The sequence below is a fragment of the Stenotrophomonas sp. ASS1 genome (genome assembly GCF_004346925.1).
In the GTDB taxonomy this organism is placed as follows: Bacteria; Pseudomonadota; Gammaproteobacteria; order Xanthomonadales; family Xanthomonadaceae; genus Stenotrophomonas; species Stenotrophomonas maltophilia_A.
Map to the genome: position 1 here is coordinate 2,393,352 of NZ_CP031167.1, position 24,350 is coordinate 2,417,701.

General features: G+C 66.4%; 21 protein-coding genes. 12 read left to right on the forward strand and 9 right to left on the reverse strand.

Annotation, left to right across the window (positions count from 1 at the left end; translation table 11 throughout):
- Positions 1–34: 34 nt before the first annotated feature.
- The 4 genes from MG068_RS11230 to MG068_RS11245 all read right to left on the reverse strand — a co-directional run bounded on the left by MG068_RS11230 (position 35) and on the right by MG068_RS11245 (position 5,139).
- Positions 35–1,222, reverse strand: a complete 1,188-nt coding sequence (locus MG068_RS11230; RefSeq protein WP_132810209.1) for a hypothetical protein — start codon at positions 1,220–1,222, stop codon at positions 35–37.
- Positions 1,219–3,759, reverse strand: coding sequence for a TcfC E-set like domain-containing protein (locus tag MG068_RS11235; protein WP_132810210.1), 2,541 nt, complete (start codon positions 3,757–3,759; stop codon positions 1,219–1,221). Before MG068_RS11235 ends, MG068_RS11230 begins: the two co-directional genes overlap by 4 nt.
- Before the next feature lie 67 nt (positions 3,760–3,826).
- Positions 3,827–4,321, reverse strand: a complete 495-nt coding sequence (locus MG068_RS11240; protein ID WP_071229608.1) for a CS1 type fimbrial major subunit — start codon at positions 4,319–4,321, stop codon at positions 3,827–3,829.
- Between the two features lie 110 nt (positions 4,322–4,431).
- Positions 4,432–5,139, reverse strand: coding sequence for a CS1 fimbrial subunit B flags: Precursor (locus MG068_RS11245; protein WP_240792068.1), 708 nt, complete (start codon positions 5,137–5,139; stop codon positions 4,432–4,434).
- Between the two features lie 300 nt (positions 5,140–5,439).
- Here MG068_RS11245 and MG068_RS11250 point away from each other — a divergent pair, with 300 nt between their 5' ends.
- The 7 genes from MG068_RS11250 (at position 5,440) to MG068_RS11280 (ending at position 12,560) form a co-directional block, all read left to right on the forward strand.
- On the forward strand, positions 5,440–5,742 hold the full coding sequence (locus MG068_RS11250) for an EF-hand domain-containing protein (protein ID WP_071229610.1): 303 nt from the start codon (positions 5,440–5,442) through the stop codon (positions 5,740–5,742).
- 283 nt (positions 5,743–6,025) lie between these two features.
- Positions 6,026–6,325, forward strand: coding sequence for a hypothetical protein (locus MG068_RS11255; protein ID WP_132810211.1), 300 nt, complete (start codon positions 6,026–6,028; stop codon positions 6,323–6,325).
- A 62-nt stretch (positions 6,326–6,387) separates the two neighbouring features.
- On the forward strand, positions 6,388–9,147 hold the full coding sequence (mgtA, locus tag MG068_RS11260) for a magnesium-translocating P-type ATPase (protein WP_132810212.1): 2,760 nt from the start codon (positions 6,388–6,390) through the stop codon (positions 9,145–9,147).
- Positions 9,148–9,178: 31 nt separating this feature from the next.
- Positions 9,179–9,916 carry an MgtC/SapB family protein gene (locus MG068_RS11265; protein ID WP_005413576.1) on the forward strand — a complete coding sequence of 246 codons (738 nt, stop codon included), beginning with the start codon at positions 9,179–9,181 and terminating at the stop codon, positions 9,914–9,916.
- Positions 9,917–10,328: 412 nt separating this feature from the next.
- Entirely contained in the window at positions 10,329–11,384 is a 1,056-nt protein-coding gene (locus tag MG068_RS11270; protein ID WP_132810213.1) for a sensor histidine kinase, read from the forward strand.
- Positions 11,377–12,018, forward strand: coding sequence for a response regulator transcription factor (locus MG068_RS11275; RefSeq protein ID WP_049462638.1), 642 nt, complete (start codon positions 11,377–11,379; stop codon positions 12,016–12,018). The genes MG068_RS11270 and MG068_RS11275 overlap by 8 nt, the downstream gene beginning before the upstream one ends.
- The gene (locus tag MG068_RS11280) at positions 12,015–12,560 is read left to right on the forward strand and encodes a DUF1697 domain-containing protein (RefSeq protein ID WP_032129474.1); all 546 of its coding nucleotides are present in this window, start codon (positions 12,015–12,017) and stop codon (positions 12,558–12,560) included. Before MG068_RS11275 ends, MG068_RS11280 begins: the two co-directional genes overlap by 4 nt.
- Before the next feature lie 111 nt (positions 12,561–12,671).
- On the opposite strand, the gene MG068_RS11285 is transcribed toward MG068_RS11280, so the two are convergent.
- Both MG068_RS11285 and MG068_RS11290 read right to left on the reverse strand, forming a co-directional pair.
- Positions 12,672–13,844 carry a low temperature requirement protein A gene (locus tag MG068_RS11285; protein ID WP_132810214.1) on the reverse strand — a complete coding sequence of 391 codons (1,173 nt, stop codon included), beginning with the start codon at positions 13,842–13,844 and terminating at the stop codon, positions 12,672–12,674.
- A gap of 9 nt (positions 13,845–13,853) precedes the next feature.
- On the reverse strand, positions 13,854–14,120 hold the full coding sequence (locus tag MG068_RS11290; protein WP_032129472.1) for a hypothetical protein: 267 nt from the start codon (positions 14,118–14,120) through the stop codon (positions 13,854–13,856).
- A 203-nt stretch (positions 14,121–14,323) separates the two neighbouring features.
- Here MG068_RS11290 and MG068_RS11295 point away from each other — a divergent pair, with 203 nt between their 5' ends.
- From MG068_RS11295 to blaL1, 4 genes are all read left to right on the forward strand, one after another.
- Positions 14,324–14,848 (forward strand): RNA polymerase sigma factor, encoded by a 525-nt coding sequence (locus tag MG068_RS11295; protein WP_049401449.1) that lies wholly within the window; start codon positions 14,324–14,326, stop codon positions 14,846–14,848.
- Entirely contained in the window at positions 14,845–15,696 is an 852-nt protein-coding gene (locus MG068_RS11300; RefSeq protein WP_049422184.1) for a FecR family protein, read from the forward strand. The genes MG068_RS11295 and MG068_RS11300 overlap by 4 nt, the downstream gene beginning before the upstream one ends.
- A 71-nt stretch (positions 15,697–15,767) precedes the next feature.
- Positions 15,768–18,197 (forward strand): TonB-dependent receptor, encoded by a 2,430-nt coding sequence (locus MG068_RS11305; RefSeq protein ID WP_132810215.1) that lies wholly within the window; start codon positions 15,768–15,770, stop codon positions 18,195–18,197.
- Between the two features lie 95 nt (positions 18,198–18,292).
- Positions 18,293–19,165, forward strand: coding sequence for a L1 family subclass B3 metallo-beta-lactamase (gene blaL1 / locus MG068_RS11310; protein WP_132810216.1), 873 nt, complete (start codon positions 18,293–18,295; stop codon positions 19,163–19,165).
- A 128-nt stretch (positions 19,166–19,293) separates the two neighbouring features.
- On the opposite strand, the gene MG068_RS11315 is transcribed toward blaL1, so the two are convergent.
- On the reverse strand, positions 19,294–19,833 hold the full coding sequence (locus MG068_RS11315) for a DUF411 domain-containing protein (RefSeq protein WP_132810217.1): 540 nt from the start codon (positions 19,831–19,833) through the stop codon (positions 19,294–19,296).
- Positions 19,834–20,310: 477 nt separating this feature from the next.
- Positions 20,311–22,596, reverse strand: coding sequence for an FdhF/YdeP family oxidoreductase (locus MG068_RS11325; RefSeq protein ID WP_132810218.1), 2,286 nt, complete (start codon positions 22,594–22,596; stop codon positions 20,311–20,313).
- A gap of 243 nt (positions 22,597–22,839) precedes the next feature.
- On the opposite strand from MG068_RS11325, the gene fdhD reads away from it, so the two are divergent.
- Positions 22,840–23,679 (forward strand): formate dehydrogenase accessory sulfurtransferase FdhD, encoded by an 840-nt coding sequence (gene fdhD, locus MG068_RS11330; RefSeq protein WP_132810219.1) that lies wholly within the window; start codon positions 22,840–22,842, stop codon positions 23,677–23,679.
- Positions 23,680–23,749: 70 nt separating this feature from the next.
- Here fdhD and MG068_RS11335 read toward each other — a convergent pair whose 3' ends face one another.
- Entirely contained in the window at positions 23,750–24,286 is a 537-nt protein-coding gene (locus MG068_RS11335) for a carboxymuconolactone decarboxylase family protein (protein WP_032129465.1), read from the reverse strand.
- Positions 24,287–24,350: the final 64 nt, after the last annotated feature.

The following is a 24,350-nucleotide window of genomic DNA, read 5'->3' on the forward strand; positions in this document are numbered from 1 at the left end:
CCGCTGGCCGGCATCCCAGCGCTCTGCCCACCTGTCACGGATTGGCATCGAACACCACCGTCATGTTGCCCTGCCAATGCGAGCCGGGCGACTTCAGCATCTCCGTCACCGCCTCGCGGCCCGCGGTAAATCGAAGCGTCGAACGCCGCTGCATCAGATAGCCATCCGGGGTGAAGCGTGGCGCCCGCGCATCATCCGGCAGCAGCGCTGTGTTCTGCGCAGGCCGTCCATCGCGCACATTGCTCATTCCCGGAATGGTGACGTCAACGTCCACCGGTACCAGCTCATCATTGGCGGCATTCTGAATCCCGCAACGATCATCTACCTCATACTCACATCGCAGCTTCATGCTGAAGTCCATCGACGAGGTCAGGTTGAAAGGGAGCTCCTGATGCAATCGTCTCGGCACCAGACCGTAGTCGATCCATTGAGACCAGCCTCCATCAGGCACAAGTCGTGCGGTGGGAGACTCGCTGGAGAACATCACCTCAAAGTCATGAATCACGTCGAACACGAAGTTCATTCGGATGCTGCTGGTGCCAGTGATGTTGTCACCGAGGTCGATATCGGCGTCCAAACCACCTGTCGACCAACTCTCGGAAGCCTCATAGCGTCCATTCAACAACGTGGTCGCACGTGGCAACTCCACCTTGATGCCAATGCCAACATTGCGATACCTGTAGGTTCGCGAGTTTCGAGGCCTGTTGCTGAAGCATTCCTTCGGTTCCGAAGGATCTCTCACGCCCCAACCGCCGTTTGACCAGCCGAGCCCACCACCACCGCGAATTGCCGTGCAGCCACCGCTGATTCCGTAGTACCAGGGGTCCACGCCATTGGTAAAGTCAAGTCGGAGCGCGATAGCCGCGAAGCTGATCTTGGCTGGGAATGAACGTCCTGTAGCTACTTCGGTCAAGTTTATGATGCGTGGATTTGGGAAACGCACGTATGTCGTGTCACGACGCGAGGCATTGTCCCCATCACCGGATTTTCTCCAGAATTCACCGCCTCCGACGTTGAAGATGTAGGCTCCTTTCTTGTCACATTCTTCAGGTCTCCAGTTGCAGAAGCTGCCCCTCGGGGTCGTGTTCTCGAATTCGCTGTTTCCGGGATTCAGCGCACTCGGCCTGAATCGCCCGGTCACCTTCACCTCAGCGACTTGCGCCAAGGCGGGTCCTGAGACCAGAAACATCAGCAGCGCGAAACACAGTCGAAGCAGTTTCATTCCCTCCCTCCTACGATTCGCGGCCCCACCTGCCCACGCGAGACCACCGCTGCAGGACAGCCCAAGCTGCCCACCATCAGCACATCGCCTTCTCGCGGATAGCGCCCCTCCTCCATCGTCAGCACGCAGCTGATCTGATTCGGGTAGCGCAGTTCCAGCACCGGCGCACGTGCACTCAGCTCCAATGTGAAGAAGCCTTCCTCCTGGCTGACGCTGCGGCCTGCATGGTTGATCACCTGCACACCGCGCACGCCGTTGCCGTCGGCATCCTGCACCTGGCCCATTACGGTGAACGTGCGAAGCACATCCACGGTGGCGTGCATCACTCCACCCTTGTTGAGGTGGTAGCTGATGGTTGCCGGTTGCAGCGTGGCCGCGGGTGCATGGCGGCCCTGGAAATCAAACTGCACGTGGCCTGCGCGGTAGGCGGTCACCGGCACGAAGTTACGCCCTGCCTTCAGTTCCACGCCACCGCCCCGGCTGTCGTCGGCACGCAGCCTCACATCGGAATAGTCGCTGCGCACGTCAACGATGATGCCGGTATCCACGCCGCCACTGCGGCCTTGGCCAAGCACCGCTGCACGGCCGCCGCCGATCACCAGTGTGCTGTCCAGGTTGGCGCTGCCACTCACGTGGCCCGAGCCCGCGCCACGGTATAGCTGTACATCGCCTTCCAAGAGCGCGCTCTGCAGATAGGCACCGGCGCCTGCACCGATGCCGCTGCGCTCGGCACTGATCATGCCATTCACGCTCTGCACTAACTTGCCATCCACACGCTGCGTGGCTGCCGCGCTGACATACGTATCGCGCTGGCCAGCCTCGCCGGTACGGGTGCCCAGGCTACCGCTGTAGCTGCGGCGCTCGCTGCCCAGCGATACGCTGACGGTCAGATCGACCCCGCGCTGGCGCCGGTAATGGGTGAAGCGGCTGCCAGGGCGGTCGTAGGCCGAGACCCGCCAGTTCACGTCGTGCCTGCCGAACAGGGTCTCCCGGCGTCCATAGGACACATCGATGCCAGTGCCTTTGGTGAAGCCCGAGGTGCGCGCCACCCGCAGGCTGGCGTTGTCGCGATGGCTGAATCGATGGGTGATCGACACGGCAGTTGTGTCCTGCCAGCCCCCGCGGGTTACCCAACGCGGTGCGGAGCCGTCACCGGGCAGGACGCGCTGGCGCTGCTCGGCCCAGCTGCGAGCATGGTTGGCCACTACCGACCCGGCGCGGTAGCGGTACAACCCCTGCAGGTCGACGCCGCGCCCGGCATCACTGGAGGTGTAGACATTGGTGTAGGTGCTGAAGCGGTCGCTGGCCTGCCAGTCCATCGACAGCCCCGCCGCGCGGCGCGTGCCGATCTGCTGCACGGTGGCACCGGCCACCGCCCGCGGGTGCACCAGGTAATTGACCACCGCACCCGCGGCCAGCCTGCCCTCCTGCAGTGCTCGACCGCTATCGAGCAGGCCACGCTGTTGGCCGGCGAACACGCTGTAGCGCCATCGGCGTGTGGGGTCGCTCCAGCGACTGGGCTTGTGGATCGACGCGGTCTCACGCGAGGCCTCGTGGCCATCCTCGATGACCCGCAGTTCCACGTCGTAGATGCCACCGGGAAGACGGCGGGTGTCGATCTCCTGGATGCCCGGCTTGACGGCCTGCGTGGACAGCAGGTTGCCGTCGCGCAGGATCTCCACCACGCCTTCGCGGCTGGCAGTGACATAGACCGGGTACACACTGGGGCTGCGCGTGTCGGCCAGCAGTACGTCCGACGAGCCGAGCATGAAGCCCAGCGCAGTATCGTTCTGCGTGCCGGGTGCGCGCGGCTGGCGGATGATGCCTTCGAAGGTGGGCAGGAAGTAGCCCGCACGCACGAAGTGGTCGCCCAGCTCGCGTTGGGTATACAGGGCACTGAGATAGTGCTCGCGGCTGCCCGGCTGGGCGTAATACTGGTAGCTGCCGACAGTGCTCCAGCGGCCAACACTGCCACGCAGCTCGGCGCTGTAGCGTGCGGACGTCTGTTGCTCCTGGCCGCCATGTACGGCCACGCTGTTGCGGACGATCAGTCCATGGCTGCCGCGCTCCGGCAGCGCGACGTGGCGACCTTCCTTGTGCGCACCTGCTTGATTCAGCAGGCTGAGCAGGGAATTGGACAGGCTGTAATGCAGCGCAGCCAGGCCCCGGCATTGCTGGCTGCACACGCCCAGCGCCATCGGCTCGGCCAGCGCCTCGACCCAGCGCGTCCGCTCCGTCTGCGGAAGCGGGCTGTCATGGGCTTCGCCAAAGCCGATCAGCTGCACACGATTGTCTTCGTGCAGCAGCACCTCGGCGTCCCCCAGGTAGCGACCGTCCAGCTCCACCCGCACGGTGAGCGGATTGCCGAACAGATGCTCGCGGAACTCCGCAGGCATGCGCTCGCGCTGCTCCAGCAGGCTGGGCAGCTCACCCAGCGCAAGACCGGCGGCATGGCTGGACGCGGCAAACACCACGGCGCCGATGCCAGCAGCCAATCGCGCAAGGGCCGGAGATGCGGGACGGAGGGGTCGTTTCATGGGCGGATGCCCGTGCCCTCCCGCTGCATCGGCGATGCGGCAGGAAGGGCACGAAGCTGCATGATCGTCAGATGTCGCTCTCGAAGATCATGTGGAACTGGCCGCCGTAGCTGCCCTGCTTGTAGCCACCGCTCGGCGCGGTCGGGGCAATGGCGAAGGCCAGTGACTTGCCGGCGGCCGCCTGGGTGGCATTGGCCACTTCGATCTTCGCGGCCGAGGTGGGCGGCACCACCACGTTGTCCAACTTCACTGCCAGGTCGACCACATCGGCGGCCGATGCCATCTGCGCCGGTGCCGACAGATAGGCACTGATCGCCGCCGGCGACTTGATGTTGATGACGCGGCCGGTCAGATCGCTCAGGGTCTGGCGCGCGGTATCCCACGGCAGGTTCTGCGGCAGGCCTTCCCAACCATCGGGGGTGGACACCTGCAGGCCGGCGCTGTTCGGTACGTCGGCGGTGACATTGATAGTGATGGACTTGGTTTCGGTAGCGGCCAGGGCAACGGCCGGGGTGATCAGCAGGGCGGTGGCCGCTGCCAGCAGGGTGGTCTTCAGGGACATGGATGCACTCCAGGTTCAAGGGTAGGAATCAAGGTGCCAGGCAAGGGCAACGCCGTCCCAGCGGGCGCCTGACAGGCCCGTTCGGGACAAAACCATCGGTGGAATCGGGCTTAACGGCGCGAGTCGATGCTGCGCTGGCTGTCGCCTTCGCGAAGCTCGAAACGCAGGTACTGATGCTCGGCGGCCTGCAGCGCGTAGCTGTTGCCGGGGCGTACATGGGCGATGATTCCCGGCGTGCAGGTATCGGGGTGGTTCCGCTCGCACTGGCGCAGATTGTCCAGCACCACGGTGGCATTGCCGCGATTGCGCACCTGCTGTTGTTCGATGAGCGTGTCGTAGTGCGGGTTCTCCGGCGCGACGAAGAAGATCGTGCCGTAGCCGGTGAATACGCGGATGGCCGAAGTGAGCTCCGCTGCCTCCCGGGCCTGCTCTTCGCTGAGCGAGAATTCCTCGGCTGTCGGCGCCACCGGGATGAAGCGCAACCGGTAGTAGCGCTCCTGGTCACGCGCACCGCGATACACCAGGCGTGTAGCCTGCTGTCCATTGCCTGCGATGATCAGGCGGCTGGGACTGGCGATGACCCCTTGCGCATCCGGCGTGTTCCGGACAAGCGCGGTGGTATCCACCGGCGTTTCGCTGGCCTTGCCGTCTGCATCGAAGTGCATCTGGGTGACTTCAACCCGCACGTAAGCCGTGGCGTCACCGGTGTTGCGGATGCGCTTGAGCAGGTTGCTGTGCGTGGGTTGCAGGTAGTCGAACAGTACGCCGACGTTGATCTGTGGGGTGGATGCGTGCGCGCTACCAGACAGAATGACCAACAGAATCAAAGTGAGAAGACGATGCATTGCGAGCCCGCGGGGAAAGGCGAGCGCGAATTTTCACGGCGGCGTCACAACCTCGACATACAAGAAGTTGCAAAAATCAAACATGTCCTACTCGTTTGAAAACATTCTTAGTCTGCCGCTCCTGGTCTGCAGGACCTGCACGCACGCGGTGAACGGCAACCAACTTGCCTGCACGCTTACCTGCATTCTTCGCAACCGGCTTACAGTCCCGCGCAGAAGATCCGGCCGTGGCCACCACAACGGTGGCCCGCACCTCTACTTCTGGAGCCTGTCATGACCGAGGTCCGCTATCTTCCCGTCGCCCTCACCCTTTGCGCGGGCCTGCTGCTCGGTGCGTGCTCCAAGGCCCAGGAAGCCAGCAAGGCCACCGCGGCCGAGGACGTAACCGAAGTGAAGCTGATTCCGTCCTATGAGTCGCTGGACAAGGACAAGGACGGCATCGTCACCTTGGCCGAAGTGGATGCCGTGGCACCCGACTGGGCCGAGCGCCTGCACGCCTGTGATACCGATCGCGACAAGACGCTCACATCCGGCGAATATGACGTCTGCAAGCAGACCACGCCGGCCGCCCATTGATCCGCGCCTTGGCACTTCGCGGGGTCTGGCTATACCAAGGTATAGCCGGGCTAACCCACGAGCCTCTAGGACTACCCCATTCAGGGGCGGACAATAGCGCCACTGGCCAGGGCAATCCTGGCTGGCTCCCTCCCCTCATGGAGACGCAGATGGACCCCGACCCTGCCGGGCGCACCGCGCCCCGTATGCCCGCCTGTTGCCTGTTCCTGGCGCCTGCCCGCCGGTCCCTGCCTGCCTGAGTGACGGGGGATCGCCAGGTGCCGTCTGCCTGGAGATCGCCCCCATGTCCTACAAGATCCTCTACATCACCCTGCGCCGCCTGATTGGTGAGCGCGATGTTGCCGCGCTGCGCAGCCAGCTGCTGCAGCACGGCCCGGTCATGTTCGCCCGTTCGCTGTCGCTCGGCTCGCCACGCGTGGTGGCCGACGCGCTGTCGCTGCTGCCGATCAGCGAGCGCATCAATGTGCTGCGCCACCTGCCCTACCCGCTGCGCGATGCGATGAAGCCGCTGTGCATCGGTGGCAGCCAGCGCCTGCACATGCAGCTGTGGTCACCGGCGGTGCTGGCAATGCGCCACGCCTGAACCGTTGCATCCGTTCCGTTCGTGTTCCGGCCGCGGCCGGCTCTGACATTCAAGGAGTTCCCATGAGCCTGCTCAACGCCTGGTTCAATGCATTCCTGCGCAGCCGTCGCGCAGGCAACCTGTTCGGTCGTCGCGCCATGCCCGAAGCCGGCTTCGGCCCGGGCAGCGCCGAGGCCGCACCGTTCGCACTCACCACCGGCCTGGTCACCCTGTCGCAGTTGGACGAGCCGCGCCTGCTGGCCGCGCTCGACTCGCACGTCGATGGCCTCAGCCCGCACGAAGCCGAGGAGCGGCTGGCCACGCTCGGCCCCAACGAGGTGGATCACGAAAAGCCGCTGCCGTGGTGGCGGCACCTGTGGCAGTGCTACCGCAACCCGTTCAACCTGCTGCTGACCGTTCTGGCGGCGGTGTCCTGGCTGACCGAGGACATCAAGGCCACGATCGTGATCGGCGCGATGGTGCTGCTGTCCACGCTGATCCGCTTCGTGCAGGAAGGCCGCTCCAACCGTGCCGCCGAGCGGCTGAAGGCACTGGTCGGCAACACCGCGCGCGTGCTGCGCCGCAATCCGGGTACCGAGGCCGCTGATGTGGCCGACCAGTACTTCGGTGCGCACCTGCACAGCCGTCGCCCGGCACGGCTGCTGGACCTGCCGATCCGCGAGCTGGTGCCCGGCGACCACATCGTGCTGTCGGCCGGCGACATGATTCCGGCCGATTGCCGCGTACTGACCGCCAAGGACCTGTTCGTCGCCCAGGCCGCGATGACCGGCGAATCGCTGCCAGTGGAAAAGTTCGCGCACCCGGGCGACGGCCTGGCCGGCCTGCTGGAACAGCACAACCTGCTGTTCATGGGCACCAATGTGGTGTCCGGAACGGCCACCGCCGTGGTGCTGGCCACCGGCAACCGCACCTACTTCGGCACGTTGGCCCAGCGCAGCACCGCCACCGACCGTGCGCCGACCGCATTCCAGGCCGGCGTCAACAGTGTCAGCTGGCTGCTGATCCGCTTCGCGCTGGTGATGGTGCCGTTCGTGCTGCTGATCAACGGCTGGACCAAGGGTGACTGGACCGAGGCGTTTCTGTTCGCGCTGTCGGTGGCGGTGGGCCTGACGCCGGAGATGCTGCCGATGATCGTCACCTCCACCCTGGCCAAGGGTGCGGTGCTGCTGTCGCGGCGCAAGGTGATCGTCAAGCGCCTGGATGCGATCCAGAACTTCGGTGCGATGGAAGTGCTGTGCACCGACAAGACCGGCACCCTCACCCAGGACAAGATCGCGCTGGAACGGCACACCGACGTGTTCGGTCACGATTCGGAGGATGTGCTGAAGTTTGCCTACCTCAACAGCCATTTCCAGACCGGCCTGATCAACCTGCTGGACCGCGCGGTGCTGGAACACGTGGAGCTGCAGAGCTCGCTGCGGCTGTCGCAGGACTACCACAAGGTGGACGAGATTCCGTTCGACTTCGAGCGCCGCCGCATGTCGGTGGTGGTGTCCGAGCGCGAGGACCACCACGAGCTGATCTGCAAGGGCGCGGTGGAAGAAATGCTGGCGGTATGCAGTACCGTTCGCGAGAACGGCCAGGACATGCCACTGGACGAGCACCGCCTGGCCCGCGTGCGGCAGACCACCGAGGAACTGAACGAACAGGGCCTGCGCGTGGTGGCGGTGGCGATGAAGGAGACCGCTGCCAGCCAGACCACCTATTCGCAGGCCGACGAATGTGGTCTGACCCTGGTTGGCTACGTGGCCTTCCTGGACCCGCCGAAGGAGTCCGCTGCGCAGGCGCTGCAGGCGCTGGCCGCGCATGGCGTGGAGGTCAAGGTCTTCACCGGTGACAACGAACTGGTGACCGCCCGCGTCTGCGCCCAGGTGGGGCTGGAGGCCGACACCATCCTGACCGGCCCGCAGATCGAGCGCATGGATGACGGCGCGTTGTCGCGCGCATTGCACCACCATCGTGTGTTCGCTCGATTGACGCCACTGCACAAGGAGCGCCTGGTGCGCGAGCTGCGTGCGCAGGGCAAGGTGGTCGGTTTCCTCGGCGATGGCATCAACGATGCACCGGCGCTGCGTGCGGCGGACATCGGCATCAGCGTGGACAGCGCGGTGGACATCGCCAAGGAGGCCGCCGACATCATCCTGCTGGAAAAGAACCTGATGGTGCTGGAGGAAGGTGTCATCCAGGGCCGGCGCACGTTCAACAACATGCTGAAGTACATCCGCATGACCGCCAGCTCCAACTTCGGCAACGTGTTCTCGGTGCTGGTGGCCTCGGCCTTCCTGCCATTCCTGCCGATGCTGCCACTGCAGCTGCTGGTGCAGAACCTGCTGTACGACATCTCGCAGATCGCCATTCCGTTCGACAACGTGGACGAGGAGCTGGTGCGCAAGCCGCTGAAGTGGAACCCGGCAGACATTGGGCGCTTCATGGTGTTCTTCGGACCGATCAGCTCGATCTTCGACCTGAGCTGCTTCGCGCTGATGTGGTACGTGTTCGATGCGCGCACACCGGCCGACCAGGGCCTGTTCCAGTCCGGCTGGTTCGTGGTGGGCCTGCTGACCCAGACGCTCATCGTGCACATGATCCGTACGCCGAAGGTGCCGTTCCTGCAGAGCATCGCCGCGCCGCCGCTGCTGGTGATGACCGGCCTGATCATGGCCATCGGCGTGGCCCTGCCGATGAGCCCGCTGGCTGGCTACTTCAAGCTGCAGGCCCTGCCGACCGGCTACTGGCCGTTCCTGGTGGCGATCCTGTTCGGCTACGCGGTGCTGACCACCGTGCTGAAGAAGATCTACATCCGTCGTTACGGCTGGCAGTAAGCGCCCGCCGCCTGGTCCAGGGAGAAACACAATGGACATCAATCCGAACCTGCCGGCGTTCAACGCCGGCGCAACCCTGAGCTCGCTGATCAGCCTGTCGGTGGCGTTCGTGCTTGGCACGGCCATCGGCCTGGAACGGCAGCTGCGCCAACGCACCGCCGGCCTGCGTACCAATACGCTGGTGGCAGTGGGTGCGGCGGTGTTCGTCGACCTGGCCGTGCGCTTCCATGACCTGTATGGCGGCCCGCCCTCACCGCTGCATGTGGTGGCCTATGTGATCTCCGGTGTCGGCTTCCTCGGCGCCGGCGCGATCATGAAGGACGGCGCACAGGTGTCTGGCCTCAATACCGCCGCCACCCTGTGGGGCTCGGCGGCGGTGGGTGCCTGTGCGGGTATCAAGCTGCTGCCAGAGGCGGTGCTGGCGGCGGTGTTCGTGCTGGCCGCCAATACCCTGCTGCGGCCGGTAGTGAACCGCATCCAGCGGCAGCCGTTGCCGGAGGCGTTCAGCGAGGCGACCTATGCGATCAACGTGGTCTGCCAGCGCGAGCAGCAGGCCGAGGTGCTGGACCAGCTGTTGCTGCTGCTGGAGCAGGCGCACTACCCGGTGCGCGCGGTGGACCAGCGCCCGTTCGGCGAGCGCGACGTGGAGATCGAAGCGGTGCTGTATGCCACCACGGTGGATGCCGGTGAACTGGATGCGGTGCTGGCCACGCTGGCGACCACCCCCGGCGTGCTGCAGGGGTTCTGGAACGCCAGCCTGGAGGAGTAGTGCCGGCCGCTGGCCGGCAACATCGTGCACCGCTTGGTAGGTGCCGACCTTGGTCGGCACAGAACCCTCAGATGCCATGACTCCTGCCAGAGCCTGCCGACCAAGGTCGGCATCTACCAACAGCCCTCATGCACCGCTTGGTAGGTGCCGACCTTGGTCGGCACAGACCCATCAGATGCCATGACTCCTGCCAGAGCCTGCCGACCAAGGTCGGCATCTACCAACAGCCCTCATGCACCGCTCTGGTAGGTGCCGACCTTGGTCGGCACAATCCTGCAGCTGCCGGCCAGCGGCCGGCACTACCAGGCATCGCTTTGGTGGGTGCCGACCGCACAGGAGCACGCCAAGCACGGTCGGCACCTGCCAGAGGCAGCTTTGCTATCCTTTCCCCCCACGCCAGGGAGCCGCCCCGATGCCATCGCTGTCGCCCCGTCGCCCGCTGGTGCTGCTGGCCCTGATCGTCGTGATGGCGGCGATCTTCCTGGTCGATACCGTCACCGACTACGCCGTGGCGGCGGCCTGCTTCTACGCAGCGGTCATCCTCGCCGCATCGCGCGTACTCGCCACGCGCGGGCTGATCAGCCTGGCCATCGCCTCCATCGCACTCACCGCCCTGAGCTTCTTCCTCACCCGCTTCGGCACCTACCGCATCGGCCTGGTCAACTCGGTGATCGGCATGCTGGTGATCGGCATCACCACCTACCTGGCGTTGAAGATGGAAGCGGCCAAAGCCGCAGTGCAGGAGGCACAGGGCCGCCTGCTGCGAGTGGCGCGCGCATCGACCGTGGGCGAGCTGACCACCTCCATCGCACATGAAGTGAACCAGCCGCTGGCGGCCATCGCCAGCAGCGCCGAAGCCTGCCAGCGCTGGCTGGCACAGGACCCACCGAACGTGGACAAGGTACGGCAGACCGTGGCCCGCATCCTGGCCGACGCGCATCGCGCCGGTGACGTGATCGCCCGCATCCGCGGCCTGACCCAGGGTGCCGCACCGGAACGGCGCGCCTTCGATCTGAACCAGGCGGTGGAGGAAATGCTGGCACTGTCGCGCAGCGAGCTGGACCAGCACGGCGTGGCCGTGGCCCTGCTGCTGGACGCCGACCTGCCACTGGTGCAGGCCGACCGCGTGCAGGTGCAGCAGGTGATCGGCAACCTGATCCTCAATGCGGTGGACGCGATGGAAGCCGTGCCCGCCGCCGACCGGCGCCTGTCGCTGCTGACCCGGCGTGACGGCCAGCGGGTCAGCCTCAGTGTGCGCGACCGTGGTGTCGGCCTGCCCGCCGATCATCCTGAGCGTGTGTTCGACGCGTTCTGGACCACCAAATCACACGGGCTGGGTCTCGGTCTCAGCCTGAGCCGTTCGATGATCGAGGCAAACGACGGCCAGATCCGTGCTGAGCGGCCGGCAGGTGGCGGCGCCTGCTTTGTGTTCGACCTGCCCATCGCCACGGAACGCCCTCATGCGTAAGCCCGCTGCACCCGCCGCCGATCCAGCGCCCATCGTCTATGTGATCGACGACGATCCGTCGGTGCGCGCCGCGCTGGAAGACCTGCTCGCCTCGATGGGCCTGCAGGTACGGGCCTTCGCCTCCACCCAGGCGTTCCTCGAACACGAACTGGAAGATGCACCGGCCTGCCTGGTGCTGGACGTGCGCATGCCCGGCCAGAGCGGGCTGGAGTTCCATCGCACGATGGGCAGCCACGGCCTGCAGCTGCCGGTGGTGTTCATCACCGGCCACGGCGACATCGCGATGGGCGTCAACGCGATCAAGGACGGTGCCATCGAGTTCCTGACCAAGCCGTTCCGTGACCAGGAACTGCTCGATGCCATCCACAAGGGCATCGAGATCGACCGCCAGCGCCGTCGTGACGGCGAGGCGCTGGACGCCCTGCAGCAGCGCTGGAACACCCTCAACGCCGGCGAGCGCGAGGTGGTTGACGGTGTGGTACGCGGCCGCCTCAACAAGCAGATCGCCGGTGACCTCGGGGTCAGCGAGATCACCGTGAAGGTGCGCCGCGCGCAGGTGATGCGCAAGATGGGCGCGCGTACGCTGGTCGATCTGGTACGCATGTACGACCGCCTGCAGGCAGGTTCCCCATGAGCGTGCATGTCGCACTGCTGCGAGCAGTCAATGTCGGAGGTACCGGCAAGCTGCCGATGGTTGAACTGGTGGCGATGTGCGAAGACGCCGGCTTCACCGACGTGCGCACCTATATCGCCAGCGGCAACGTGGTGTTCCGCAGCGGACTTGACGAAGCCGGCGTGCGGAAAGCTCTTGGCCAACGGCTGCAGGCCTATGCAGGAAAACCGGTGGGTGTGCTGGTGCGCTCGGCAGCCGAGATCGCGGCGGTTGCCGCCGGCAATCCGTTCCCACATGCCGCCGGCAATCGCGTGGTCGCGCTGTTCGTGGATGAGGTACTGCCCGCCGATCCCTTGACCGGGGTGACCGGCCTGCGCGATGAGCAGCTGGCGCTGGGTACCCGCGAGATCTTCGTCCACTATGGCGACGGCATGGCCGACTCGCGCCTGCGGATTCCCTATGCCCAGCAAGGCACCGCCCGCAACCTCAACACGGTCGGCAAGCTTGCGGCAATGGCCGCCGCGCTCGGCCAGGCCACCTCAGGCGGTAGAGGGCGGCGGTAGCGTCGACTGTCAGTCGACTATCGCGCGCAGCGCTGGATTTTCCACAACCTTGTGTAAGAGCAGTCGACCAACAGTCGACTCTACCCGGCACAGGCTGGATACCGGACAAGATCACGCCCGTTGCAGGCGGTGCTTCAACCGCGTATCCATCAATCCCACCGCCAGCAGCACCGCGCTGGTCAACCAGCCAGCGGTCAGCAGATGGGTCTGCGGCAATACGAAACCCATCACACCCAGTGCCACTGCACCGATCAGATGCGAGTACGGTGCGCGCCCGTACACCACCCGCTTGTACAGCGCGCTGCCCAGCAGGTAGATCAACGGGCCGGCCACCAGCACGGCCGCATACACCGGCGTCACCGCAGCGTGCGGGTGGTCCATGACCAGGTCATTGCCCACCGCCGTAGCGATGATCCCGGCGATCAGCAGCGCATGCACGTAGTGGAAGTTGGCGCCCATCCGCCCGGGGTCTTCAGCATGGCTGATGGCCTCGGTGGCATCGCGGCTGGAGATGCCGAAGTACAGCCACCACATGGCGATCGTACCGGCGAAGGTGGCGAGCACTGCGGACACCACCGCCCCACTCCACTGTTCGACCTCGCTGAGCACGCCACCGGTCGCCAGCAGCGTCTCGCCCAGCGCGACGATGACGAACAGCTGGCAGCGCTCGGCCAGGTGCCCGCCCTCGATGGTCCACTCGCGGGTGTGCGAACGACCCAGCCCCGGGAACGCGAAGCCGAACATCGGTGAGACGTATTCGCACGCCACTGCCACCGCCCACAGCGCCAACCGCGTATTGCCCTCGGCTGCCGCACCTGCCAGCCAGAAGCAGGCCGACACGCTCACCCAGGCCAGCATGCGGCGGAAGTTCGGCGCCAGCGGGTGCGTGCGGCCAACCTCGAACAGCACGAAGGCGGTACGCCCGACCTGCATGGTGGCGTAGGCGCCGGCGAACACCCAGGCACGGTCGGCGAACGCCTCGGGAATGGACGAGGACATCAACAAGGCCAGCAGCATGGTGGCAAACAGCAGGCCGCGGATGCGCGGTGCCTCCGGATCGAACCAGTTGCTGACCCAGCAGGCGTACTGCCAGCCCAGCCACACCGCAAACCACAGCACCAGCGTCTGCAGCACGCCGGCCAGATCCAGGTGATGCAGCAGGTGGTGGCTAAGCTGGGTGACCGCGAACACGTAGACCAGGTCGAAGAACAGCTCTTCGTAGGTCACGCGCGCATGGTGGCCATCGCGCTGGCGCAGGGCTGGCAATCGCAGTCGTGTACTCATGGCTGTCCTTCAGCGCGCCAGGCGCCAGTAGAGCAGACCGGCCAGCAGGGCCGGCACCGCGAACACCAGCAGCAGGATCGGCAGTTCTTCGCGCATCCCGTAGCCGGCCTTGCTGACGCCTACCCACAGGTTGGCCACCGTCACCAGCAGCCAGGTGGCAATGAACGCGATCAGGGCCGTGGGCAGCTGTGAGGTGCCCACGCTCCACAGCCGCCCGAACAGCAGGAACACCCCAAGCAGCACGACGCCACCCACCATCACCAGAAGCACATGCATGGTCCACCTCCTTGAGCCTGCAGGCAGGCTAGCCGTGGGCGATTCTGCGCTCCAGCCGATGATCGTGGATTCACTTTCCAGGCGCGGCGAACAATCGCCCTGATGATCGCGGCATGGCAAACGAGAACAGTTCCCATTAGTATTGCGTCATTGCGCAGGGATGACCTCCCGGCACCCGCCTTTCACCCTTGCTTCCCGTCCGGATGTCCCAGCCGACACTTCCCCGCCCACCTGCGCTGCCGCTGGTGACCTCGCTGGTGCGCCACTACGAGGAACTGGTGGACTACCTGCATCGCCGGTTCCGCTCGCCCGGGCTGGCCCGCGAAGTGGTGCACGATGTCTGTGTGCGCCTGCTGGAACGCCCGGCCGCGCATGACGCCCGCCAACCGATCGCGCTGCTGCGCAGGATCGCCCACGATGCGGCGGTCGACCGCTGCCGCGCCGAGGACCTGCGCCGGCACTGGGTAGAGCCCCGCGCCGAGCTTCCCGAAGGCGCCTGCGAGCGCCCCGGACCCGAGCGCCAGGCGCAGGGCCAGCAGGCGCTGCAGCGGCTGACCGCCAGCATCGAGCGCATGCCCTGCCGGCGGCAGCAGGTGTTCATCCTGCACAAGATCCACGAGCTGCCCCAGGCCGAGGTGGCGCAGCGGATGGGCATCGGCCTGAAGGCGGTGGAACGTCATCTGCGCCTGGCCATGGCCGACTGCCGGCTGCACGGTGCGCTGCGGTGAGCCCTGCATCACCCGATCCGGCACCGCCGTCGGCGCCCGCCGAACCGTCCGCCGAGGACATGCTCGACCAACACCGGGAGGCACTGAAGGAGCGTTTCCCGTTGCCAGGCCCGGAGCAGTTGCAGCGGCGGCGCGGCGGATCTGGCGCGAAACGGGTACTGCCGGTGCTGTTGCTGGCGGCTGCCGCGCTGCTGCTGGCCGACCCGGCCTGGCAGGTGCGTGACTACCAGACTGCCGTCGGCGAGCGCCGCGACATCGAGCTGCCGGACGGCAGCCGCGTGCTGCTCGACGCGGGAACCCACCTGCAGGTCCGTCGCCATCTGCGTTCGCGGCAGGTGCTGCTGGCGCAGGGCCATGCGCGCTTCGAGGTGCAGCATTCGGCGTGGCGCCGCTTCCAGGTTGATGCCGGGCCGGTACAGGTACGCAACTACGGCACGGTGTTCGATGTTGACCGCCAGGGCGATCTCAGTGAGGTCACGCTGTGGCGCGGCGAGGTCGGTGTCAGCGTGGATGGCGGCGGCACCGAGCAGCGGCTGAAGCCGGGGCAGCGCCTGCTGGCCCAGCCGGGGTCGCTGTCTCCTCCGGAAGCCGTGGATCCGGACCGGGCCGACTGGACCACCGGCCGGCTGCAGTTCGACCGCATGCCACTGAGCGAGGTGCTGCGCATCCTGCAGCGCTATCACGACCGTCCGATCGTGCTGGACGACCCAGCACTGGGTCCGCTGCAGGTGTCGGGTGTGTTCGATGCCGATCGTGCCGAGACGGCGGTCGCGCTGTTGCCGGAGATCCTGCCGGTCCAGGTGCATACCGCCGCCGACGGCAGCCTGCATCTGCGCGCCCGCGATTGATTGCCACGCCGAGGGTGGGTTGCGCGCCGTCCCATCCGGCAAGTGCTTGAACCCTTCCGAAGGACCCCCGCATGACCCGCCCTGTTCCGCCCGCCGCGCTGCGCCGGCTGGCCCCCACCCTGCTCGCCGCCTGCCTGTGTGCGGCGCTGCCCGCCACCGCGCAGACCGCTGCGTCCGCACTCGTCGAACTGCACCTGCCGGCCGGCCCGCTGCAAACTTCGCTCAACTCGCTGGCGCGCCAGAGTGGCATCCAGCTGCTGTTCGCCGCCGACAGCGTGAGCGGCCGCAACGCGCCCGCCCTCGACGGCCGCTACACCCCGCACGACGCCCTGCAGCGCCTGCTGGCCGGGCAAGGCCTGGCGATGCAGGAGCGCTCGCCGGGGGTGTTCGTGGTGAGTGCCGCGCCAGCATCGCCCAAGCCCCGCGCTCCGGCCCGGGCCGCGTCATCGGCAGCGTCCCCTGCCACGACCACTTCGCTGGCCCGCGTCACGGTATCGGCCTCGACCGCGCGCATGCCGCAGGGTGAGACTGCGATGCCCAACACCATCACCGTGCTGACCCGCGAGGACATCGCGCAGCAGCTGGCGCTGGGCTCGGATGTCTCGCGCGTGCTGTCGGCGCAGATCCCGGCGTTTGCCCCGGCGCGCGAGAAGATGTCCAACTACGGCGAAACCATGCGTGGCCGCGGCATCCTGTACATGGTCGACGGCGTGCCGCAGTCGACGCCGCTGCGCGATGGCTCACGTGATTCGCACACCATCGATCCGGCGATGATCGAACGCATCGAGGTCATCCACGGCGCCAACGCGCTGCAGGGCATCGGCGGTACCGGTGGCATCGTCAACATCATCACCCGCAGCGCGCCCAGCGAGCCCGGCGCCTTCCTGCTCGACACCAACGTCAGCTACAGCTCGGCCCTGCCCAGCCGCCGCGATGACAATGGACAGCGCGGCTCGGCACTGGTCGGCGTGCGCGGCGAGCAGTTCGATCTGGTGGCCGGCCTGGCCTATGAGAAGCAGGGCCTGTACCACGACGGTGAGGGCCGTTCGATCGGTACCAACGCCCAGGGCGAACTGATGGATTCGACCTCGTCGAACGTGTTCGCCAAGCTGGGCTGGAACATTGCCGAGGGCCACCGCCTGCAGCTGATGGCCAACCGCTACGAGCTGCGCGGGCTGGACAACTACCTGGCGGTGAACGGTGATTACCGCACCGGCCGCCCGACCATTTCGGTGCCCGGCGATACCCCGCTGGAGCCGCCGATGAACCGCTCGCGTTCGTTGACGCTGGACTACAGCGCCGCCGACCTGCTCGGTGGCCGCTTCCAGGCGCAGGCCTTCGCGGTGGACTTCGAAGGCCGCTATGGCGCCAGCCAGTGGGATCCGTGGGGTAACACCGGCGCCAACGCCGCCTGGGACCAGACCCAGAACGAATCGGACAAGCGCGGCTTCAAGCTGACCCAGAGCTGGGCCCGCATCGCCGACACCACGCTGGACGTGACCCTGGGCCTGGACGGCCTGCGCGATCGCACCCACCAGGTGCTGCTGGCCAGTGGCATGAACTGGGTGCCGCAGACCACCTACCAGAGCCTGTCGCCGCTGCTGCAGCTGCACTGGTGGCCGACCGACCACCTGATGCTGTCCGGCGGCCTGCGCTACGAAAAGGGCGAGCTGGAAGTAGGCGACTACACCACCCTGCCCCGCTACGGCGCACGCAAGGTGGCTGGCGGCAAGCCGACCATGAGCGAGACCCTGCCCAACTTCGGCGCGGTCTGGTACATCAATGACCGCCTCAACGCCTACGCCTCGTATTCGGAAGGCTACACCGTGGCCGACGTCGGCCGTGTGCTGCGTGCAATCAATCGCGACGGCCAACGCGTCGACAATCTCATCGACCTGTCACCGGTGGTGTCGGACAACCGCGAGATCGGCCTGGAGTACGACGATGGCCGCTTCAGCGGCGACATCGCCTACTACACGTCCGAATCCAAGCTCGGCTCGGTGCTGATCTACGATCCGGGCATCGATGCCTATGCGGTGCAGCGCCAGGCCACGCGCGTGGAGGGCTTCGAAAGCAACCTGCGCCTGCGCCTGAGCGACAGCCGGCTGGGCCTGGGCTACGCGCGCGCCAACGGCCGCTACGACGCCAACGTCGATGGGCGTCTCGACAGCGACCTGGCTGGCGTCAACATCGCGCCAAACCGGCTGACGGCATTCTGGGAACAGAACTGGACGCCGCAGCTGAGCACCCGCCTGCAGGCCAGCCACGCCTTCGACCGCGACTTCGACCTGCGTGGCGCGCGGGTGGCGGAGTTCAAGGGTTACACCACGGTGGACCTGGTCGCACGCTACACGCTGGACAAGCACGCCTTCACGCTGGGCGTGCAGAACCTGGCGAACAAGCAGTACATCAGCTACTACTCGCAGACCACGCCGTCGAACCCGAGCTATTTCTCGGGCCGTGGCCGGGTGGTGACGCTGGGGTGGCAGTACCGGTACTGATCCATGGCGCCCTTATGGGAGCCATGAAATCTATGCGCGACGCGATGAAGGAGGCCCATGCTAGTTTCTGGGCCTCCTTCAATCGGACGTGAACCATGCGTTTTTCCCTGCTCGCCGTCACACTGGCCGCTGTTCTTCCGGTCGCGCACGCCAGCGCCGCCGAGGCACCCCTGCCGCAGTTGCGGGCCTACACCGTGGATGCTTCCTGGCTGCAGCCGATGGCACCGCTGCAGATTGCTGACCACACCTGGCAGATCGGCACCGAGAACCTGACCGCATTGCTGGTGCAGACCGCCGAGGGCGCCGTGCTGCTGGACGGTGGCATGCCACAGATGGCCAGCCACCTGCTGGACAACATGAAGGCGCGCGGCGTGGCCCCGCAGGACCTGCGGCTGATCCTGCTCAGCCACGCGCATGCCGACCATGCCGGGCCGGTGGCTGAACTGAAGCGCCGTAGTGGCGCGCACGTGGTCGCCAACGCGGAATCGGCGGTGCTGCTGGCGCGTGGCGGCAGCGATGACCTGCACTTCGGCGATGGCATCACCTACCCGCCTGCCAGTGCAGACCGCATCGTCATGGATGGCGAAGTGATCACGGTGGGCGGCATCGCGTTCACTGCGCACTTCATGCCGGGGCACACCCCGGGCAGCACCGCGTGGACCTGGACCGATACCCGCGAGGGCAAGCCGGTGCGCATCGCCTATGCCGACAGCCTGAGTGCACCGGGCTACCAGCTGCAGGGCAATGCGCGCTATCCGCGCCTGGTCGATGACTACAAACGCAGCTTCGCGACGGTGCGGGCGTTGCCCTGTGACGTGTTGCTGACCCCTCATCCGGGTGCCAGCAACTGGGACTACGCCTCCGGCAGCAAGGCCAGCGCCAAGGCACTGACCTGCAAGGCCTACGCGGATGCGGCCGAACAGAAGTTCGACGCACAGCTGGCCAAGGAAACAGCCGGGGCCCGCTGATTCTGTAGAGTCGAGCTTGCTCGACTGAAGCAGAGCAGTCGAGCATGGCTCGACTCTACAAAGAGCATGCCGAGGGTGGGCTCGGCTCTCCGAGGGGTGCCGGTCAGGACGACCGGCACCGCCGCCTGTCAGCCGCCCTGGCCGTGCTGCGCGAACGGCTCGGTGGTGCCATCGTTGCGCACCAGTTCAACGGTGTACGGCTGCACGTAGCCGTCCGGCATTTCCATGCCCGGCGAGCCGGCCGGCATGCCCGGCAACACCAGGCCGCGCGCTGCCGGCCGCTCCGCCAGCAGTCGCTTGATGTCCTCGGCCGGGATATGGCCTTCAACCACGTAGCCACCGATCTCGGCGGTGTGGCAGGACGCCTTGCCGACCGGCACACCCAGCCGGACCTTGATCGGGTTCATGTCATCGGTATTGCGCACATCCACCTGGAAGCCTTCGGCCTTCAGGTGGTCGACCCAGATACCGCAGCAGCCGCAGCTGGCGGTCTTGTGCACGATGGCGATGGGCAGTGCCGGATCCACCTGCGACGGGCTGGCCTTGATCGGTGCCGCCGGGGCTTGGCTGGCAACCGGCGCAGCAGGCGATTCTTCGGCAGCACGCGCGCAGGCGGTGGTGGCCAGCACGGTGCCCAGCAGCAGGCCGAGGGAGAGAGAACGGTTCATGGTGTTGATTCCTTTGCAGATGCGGGCAACGCGGCCCGCTGCCTGCGCATCGAAGGCACAGGCAGAGTCGAGAATGAGTCGAGCAGCTACGGCAGGCGCTTGAGGCCTGGAGGGAATCACACGATGGGAGGCCGTAGCGGATCCGGCAACGGCGGCGGTGCGCGTTGCTGGGCGCTGGCTGGCAAAGGCGCCTCACGCCAGGGTGACGCTGGCGTTCCGCTCAGGGTGGCCAGCATGCCGAGGCTGGCCGGCGGGCATTCGCACTCATTGCTCTGGCAGACCGTTGATGCTGCCTCGTCGCAACATCCGGCCATGGCCGCCGAATGCGGTGCGGCGCAATGGTCCGCGCTGGACTGCGCCGCGTACGAGGATGAGGCAATCGCAAGCGCCGGTGCATTCAGCACCAGGGCAACAAGCATCATCCATCGCAGCAGCAGGCCAGGCAGGTTCACCCGCTGATGATAGCCGATGCGCACGTCACGCAATCACCGCCACCATTGCGCTCATCCGCACCGGGATCGACTTGGCCGCTGGGGTACCGCTGACTCGATCGTAGTAGTCCAGCGGCAACAACGGGTTCAGTTCCGGGTAGTAACCGGCCAGGGCGCCGCGCGGCATCGGGTAGTCCAGTACGGTCAGGCCCTCGATGCGCCGCTGCACGCCATCACCGCTGATGGTCTCCAGGCTGACCAGCGCCTCCTTCTCCAGCCCGCGCGCCAGCCGGTCCTCGATGTTCATGAACAGCACCATGCGATCGTTGTACACGCCGCGGTAGCGGTCGTTGTAGCTGTAGATGGTGGTGTTGTACTGATCGTGCGAGCGCACCGTGGCCAACCGCAGCATCCCGGGGTCGTCCACCGGCGCGTCCACGTCCAGGCCCGGCATCACCAGGATGTTGGCCTTGCCATTCGGCGTGGGCCACACCCGGCGGCGCGGCGGAATGTCCAGGTGGAAGCCGTGCGGCTGCTGGATCCGCTCGTTGAAGCCGGTGTAGATCTCCGGATACACCGCCGCAATCAGCTCGCGGATGGATTCGTAGTCATGCATGCACCCCGCCCAGTCGACCTTGCTGTGCGGCAATGTTGCCAGCGCCATGCGACAGACGATCTCGACCTCCGGGAGCACGTCCGTGCTGACCGGCTCGAGCACGCCGCGCGAAGCGGTCACGTTCGACATCGCGTCTTCGATAGTGACGAACTGCTCGCCGGCAGGCGTAACGATGCGCTCCGAACGTGCGACCACCGGCAGGATCAAGGCATCGCGGCCATGCACCAGGTGACCGCGATTGAGCTTGGTGGCGATGCCCACCGTCAGCTCCAGGCCGCGCATGGCCTCGTACGCGCGCGGCGTATCGGGCACGGCGTGGATGAAGTTGCCGCCCATACCGATGAACACCTTGGCGCTGCCGTCCAGCATCGCCTCGATCGATTCGACCACGTGATGACCGTGCTCGCGCGGCGGATCGAAGCCGAACACCTGCTGCACGCGGTCCAGATAGGCCGGCTTGGGTTTCTCGTCGATGCCGACGGTACGGTCGCCCTGCACGTTGGAATGGCCACGGATCGGCCCGATGCCGGCACCGTGCTTGCCGAAGTTGCCACGCAGCAACAGCAGGTTGGCCACCTGCTGCAGCAGGGTCGAACCATACTGATGCTGGGTCAGGCCCATGCCATAGCAGATCACCGTGGCCTTGGAGCGGATGTAGATCTCGGCGCAGCGGCGGATCTGCGCCTGGGTGATGCCGGAGACCTCCACGATCTCGTCCCAGTCCTGCGCCAGCACGTCTTCGCGTAGCGCCTCCAGGCCCACCGTGTGTTCTGACAGGAACTCATGGTCGAGCACGCGCTCACCCTGCGCCTCGCGTTCGAACATCACCTTCATCATGCCCTTGATCAGGGCCAGGTCGCCGCCGATGCGGATGTGCACGAACTCGCTGGTGATCTCGGTCGAACCGAACGTGGCCATCTGCACCACATCCTGCGGCTCGGCGAAACGGATCAACGCACGCTCGGGCATCGGATTGACCGCTACGATCGGGATGCCGCGTTTGCGCGCCTCGACCAGGTTGCTCATCATCCGCGGCGAATTGGTGCCGGTGTTCTGGCCGATCACGAAGATCGCCTCGGCGTGCTCGAAATCCTGCAGCACGATGGTGCCCTTGCCCACGCCGATGGCCGGCGGCAGGCCGCGACTGGTCGGCTCGTGGCACATGTTCGAGCAGTCCGGGAAATTGTTGGTGCCGAATTCGCGCACGAAGATCGAATACAGGAACGCGGCTTCGTTGGGTGTACGGCCGGAGGTGTAGAACTCGGCCTGGTGCGGGCTGTCCAGCGCCTGCAGATGATGGCCGATCAAGGCAAACGCCTCATCCCAACTGCACGGCACGTAATGATCGGTGGACGCGTCGTAGCGCATCGGCTCGGTCAGCCGGCCCTGCATCTCCAGCCAGTAGTCGGTCTGCGCCATCAGCTCGGTGACAGTGTGCTGGGCGAACAGCTCGCGGCCAGCACGGAACTGGGTGGCTTCCCAGGCCAGCGCCTTGGCGCCGTTCTCGCAGAATTCCAGTTTCTTGCGCTCATCGGCATCGGGGAACGCACAGCTGGGGCACTTGAAGCCGCCGGGCTGGTTCATCGCCAGCAGCGCCTTCGACCCCTTGCCGATCACGCTCTGCTGCAGCAGCACCTTGGCCGTGGCGCCAGCGGCACCCCAGCCACCGGCCGGCTGGTTGTAGGGCTTGTAACGCGGCGGCTTCTGCTCGGACATGTTCGGGAACCTGGCGGGAGGAACACAACAATCAACGGCGCGAGACGGGCCGGATGCGGCCTCTGCAGCGCGGCCAGCCCCGCAGTCAAGCACGGACAAGGCCGCTTCGCCAGAGGCAGACGCTGTTTTCAGCGCAGCCTGCCATGACAACGGTTACACCCGCGTCAGCGCCCGGCCACTGCGCTATTCTCGAAGCCGTGGGTGGTCCACCACCTGCGTATTTCCCTTGCCCGGACGCGCTGCATGCCTGACTCGACCCCGCCGCACATCCCGCCTGCCGGTACGGCGCAGCGCCCGTTGCAGCGCTGGCGCAGCGAGGGGCACCAGCAGCAGGTCGACGTGGTGGCCGAGGAAGTGCCGGTTGCACTGCGCTACAACGGCGCCGCCTTCGCGGTGATGATGGCCACGCCCTGCGACCTGGAAGACTTCGCGCTGGGTTTCTCGCTCAGCGAGGGACTGATCACTGCGCCCTCGCAACTGCTGTCGATCGAGGTCCGCCCGCAGCTGGAGGGCATCGAACTGCAGATGACCGTTTCCGAAGACGCACCCGGTGCCGATCTGGATCCGGCCAATGGCCGCCTGCTGCCCGGTCGCGGTGGCTGCGGCCTGTGCGGCACGCGCCAGCTGGAGGATGTGCTGCGCCCGCTGCCGCAGATCCGCGAGCGCCGCACCTATCCTCATGCCGCGTTGCAGCGGGCGCTGGTCACGCTGGCGCAGCATCAGCCGATGAATGCGGTGAGTGGATCGACGCACGCCGCGGCCTGGGCCGATGCCAGCGGGCGCATCGGCTGGGTGCGCGAGGATGTGGGCCGTCACAATGCGTTGGACAAACTGATCGGCGCCCTCCATCACAACGAGCACGCCATCGACGGTGGGTTGCTGGTGATTTCCAGCCGCGCCAGCTATGAGATGGTCAGCAAGGCGATACGTGCGGGTGCCAGCGTGCTGGCAGCGGTGTCTGCGCCGACCGCGCTGGCGATCGACCTGGCCCGTAGTGCCGGACTGTGCCTGGTCGGATTCGCGCGGGAGAGCGGGTTCAATGTGTATACGCACCCCGAGCGGCTGCAGGCGGACGACAGGTAGCGCCGATCACCCCGTCTGCTCCCTTTCGACCGGCCCGGGCGGCCCATTGCCACCCGGGCCAGACCGTACCTCAGCGCAGCGCCACCTTCGGGAAGTCCACCGGCACGTCGAACGCCACGTTGACGTAGTTGGTGAACAGGTTGAGCGCCACATGGGCGAGGATCTCGACGATCTGCTCGTCATCGAAGCCGGCTGCGCGCAACGCCTGCACATCACTGTCGGCGATCTGCGCACGTTGCTCGACCACCTTCAGCGCGAAGTCGAGCGCCGCCGAAGTGGCCGGATCGCTGGACTGGCCGATCTGCGCAGCAGCCATCTGCTCGCTGCTGGCGCCGGCCTTGCGACCCAGCGCCGTGTGCGCGGCCAGGCAGTATTCGCAGGCATTGCGGTTGGCGATGGCGACGGCGATCTGCTCGCCCAGCAGCGGCGACAGGCGACCGCCGCCCAGTGCGCCGAACGAGCCCCACATGCTCTGCAGGGCGGCCGGCGAATTGGCCACCGCGCGGAACATGGCCGGGGTGGCACCGAAGGCGGCGTGGACCTGGCCCAGCAGGGCCTGGCGGTCGGCGGTGGTGTTGGCGGCATCGATCAGGGGGACACGGGACATGGTGGATCTCCTTGGGAAAGCGCCCGGGATTGGACGACCCGCTCATCCTAGGTAGACTCGACGG